We start from the raw sequence: 2,956 nt of genomic DNA, 5'->3' as shown, positions 1-2,956 counted from the left end.
CCTCGCGGGCCGTGGCCGCGCTCGTCCTCGCCGCCGCGTGCCTGCCCGGCGCGTGGCACGTCGTCCAGAGTGGCCGGCAGCAGGCCCCGGACGTCACGGCGCTCGCGAAGTACCTCCGCACCGACGTGCCTCCGAAGGCGTGCCTCTTCTCCTTCGAGCCTGGGTGGGCGCTCGCGGCGGGCCGGCTCCCCATGGGGGCCACCCCCATCGTGGACGGCTACGCCACCATGCTCCAGGACGCCATGAGCACCGGCGACCGCTTCGACACCACCGACGAGGCCCTCTCCGCCCCCGAGGCCCAGCAGGCCCTGCGCGTCATGCTGGACTCCTGCCGCTTCGTCATCCTCGGCTGGCGCGGCACCTGGCAGCTCACGCCGGAGAGCCGGCCCTGGTTCAAGCAGCGCTTCGTCCGCCGCTTCCCCACGGGCGACACCGGCGGCGTGGACCTCTGGGAGCACCGCTAGCCGGCGCCCTCCACCCCGGGCACCGGCGGCGCCACCGGCTCCACCACCGGCCTGCTCGACGGCAGCGGTTCCGCCTGGCCAACCCAGTCGCGACCCAGTTGCTCTTGTAGTTCCGGTTGCGACAGCACATGCGGCCCGCGCAGCACCACGCCAGTCGGCCCCGCGTCCGTCCACTCCAGCGTGCCCACGCGCCACGGGTTCGGCTCCGCGGCCCGGCCCCACCCGAGCGTCCGCACCAGGTTCACCACGAACACGAGCTGCACCGTGCCCAGCGCGAACGCGGCCCAGCTGGTCCACCGGTTCAACGTGAGCAGGTGCGCGAGGAACGTGTACTGGTAGGGGTCATAGAGCCGCCGCAGCTGCCCCGCGTAGCCCGCCACCAGCTGGCCACCGAAGACGGCGATGAACAGCACCGCGCTCAAGAGCACGTGCACCTTCGCCAGCCGCTCATCCAGCGCGCGCCCGTACATGCGCGGGAACCAGAAGTAGAGCCCCGCGAACACCGCGAGGAAGCTGGCCGCGCCCATCGTCAGGTGGAAGTGGCCCACCACCCACATCGTCCCGTGCAGCGGCACGTCCGTCGCCACCGCGCCCAGCGCCAGCCCCGTGATGCCGCCCAGGCCGAAGACGATCATCGTCGCCAGCGCCGCGAGCATGGGCGACGTGAGCCGCACGCTGCCCCGCCACAGCGTCATCAGCCAGTTGAGGAACATCACCTCCGCGGGCAGGGAGATGAGCAGCGTCAGCACCATGAACGTGCGCCCCAGCACCGGCGCCATCCCGCTGGTGAACAGGTGGTGCGCGTACACCGCGCCGCTCAGCGCCGTCACCGCGCCCATGGCCCCCGCCGTCAGCCGGTAGCCGTGCGCGGGCTTGCGGCTGAAGAAGGCCACGAAGTCCCCCACCATGCCCCACGCGGGCAGGATGAGGATGTAGACCTCCGGGTGGCCGAACAGCCAGAACAGGTGCTGGTACACCACCGGGTCCCCGCCCCCGCCCACCGCCGCCGCGCCCGCGATGAAGAACTGCGTGCCCGCCACCCGGTCCAGCAGCAACAGCCCCGTGGCCGCCGCCAGCACCGGCACGAACAGCACGTTGAGCACCGCGCCGTAGAACAGCCCCCACACCACCAGCGGCAGCCGCCCCCACGTCATCCCCGGCGCGCGGCAGCGCACCACCGTGACGACGAAGTTGAGCCCGTACAGGAACGCGGACACGCCCACGCACAGCACCGCCACCGTCACCAGCGTCTGCCCCAGCCCCGGCGTGAACGCGGGCGTCGCCAGCGGCGGATACGACGTCCACCCCGCGCTCGCGGGCCCCAGCCGCACGACGAAGGAGACCAGCATCAGCGCGCCGCCCACCGCGTAGGCCCAGAAGCCCAACGGCGACAGCCGGGGGAACGCCATCTGCTTCGCGCCGATGGCCAGCGGCAGCACGAAGTGCCCCAGCGCTCCGAAGAGCAGCGGCGTCACCGCGAAGAAGATCATCAAGAGGCCGTGCATCGTGAACACGGCCGTGTACGCGGGCGGGGTCAGCGCGCCCTTCGACTCGGGCAGCGCCCACGCGAGCCCCGGCACCGGCTGCCCCGGCCAGGCCCACTGGAAGCGGATGAGCATGGCCAGCAGGCCGCCCACCAGCAGGAACAGGAACCCGCCCCACAGGTACTGCCGCGCCACGCGCTGGGGGTCCGTCGTCCACAGCGACTTCAAGAACGCCCCCGCCTTCATGGCGTCCTCCACACCCAGCCCCAGTGGGCCGCCGTGTCATCCGCGTCGTAGGCCTGCACCGCCTTGAGGCCCGCCTCGCGCAGCCACGCCGCGTAGGCCTCCGGGGACAGCGCCGTCAGCACGCCGCGCATCCGGTAGTGGCTGGTGCCGCAGTGCTGGTAGCAGGCCGCCTCCCACGCTCCCTCGCGCGCGGCCTGGAACCAGGTCTGGTTCACGCGGCCCGGGATGGCGTCCAGCTTCACGCGGAAGGCCGGCAGGCTGAACCCGTGCACCACGTCCGTGGAGACCAGCTGCACCCAGACGGGCACGCCCGCCGGCACGCGCAGGTCGTTCCAGGTGACGACGTCGTCCTTCGTGCCGAACGCGCCATCCGCGCCCGCGTACCGCGCCTCCCACGACCACTGGTGCGCGTTGATCTCGATGCGCACCGTGCGCGGGTCCTCGGTGGGGACGCGGAAGTTCCAGAGCACGTCGCGCAGGTAGCCCTCGGAGCCCAGGAACAGCGTCCCGTCCACCACGCCGAACACGCCCAGGGCCAGCCCCAGTACCCACGCCCGCGAGCGCCGCGTGCCTCCGTCCGGCGCCACCTTCCGCGCACCCCGGAAGCGCACCACCGCCAGCAACAACCACCCGAGCATCACCGCCGCCAGCGCGAGGTCGAAGCCGTGGCTCCTGGCCAGCAGCGCGTCGATGCGGTCCCCGTCGCGCTCGCGTTCTCGGCGGCGACAGGCTCCACGCCCTCGCGCGGCGGCACCGCCAGGG

2 protein-coding genes and 1 pseudogene are annotated in these 2,956 nt (G+C 72.8%); 1 reads left to right on the top strand and 2 read right to left on the bottom strand.

The features are described from left to right. Positions 1–464, top strand: a pseudogene (locus tag ACLEQD_RS40405) (hypothetical protein); the annotation flags it as partial. Here ACLEQD_RS40405 and ACLEQD_RS40400 read toward each other — a convergent pair. Both ACLEQD_RS40400 and ACLEQD_RS40395 read right to left on the bottom strand, forming a co-directional pair. After that, entirely contained in the window at positions 461–2,194 is a 1,734-nt protein-coding gene (locus ACLEQD_RS40400) for a cbb3-type cytochrome c oxidase subunit I (protein WP_410391265.1), read from the bottom strand. The pseudogene ACLEQD_RS40405 and the gene ACLEQD_RS40400 sit on opposite strands and share 4 nt — an antisense overlap. Beyond that, on the bottom strand, positions 2,191–2,956 hold a 766-nt coding region (locus ACLEQD_RS40395; RefSeq protein WP_410391264.1), incomplete at its 5' end, for a cytochrome c oxidase subunit II. The genes ACLEQD_RS40400 and ACLEQD_RS40395, both read right to left, overlap by 4 nt.

This window comes from Corallococcus sp. 4LFB, from assembly GCF_046520365.1.
In the GTDB taxonomy this organism is placed as follows: Bacteria; Myxococcota; Myxococcia; order Myxococcales; family Myxococcaceae; genus Corallococcus; species Corallococcus caeni.
Note: the sequence above shows the minus strand (reverse complement) of the source record. Positions and strands in the feature narration are given on the sequence as shown.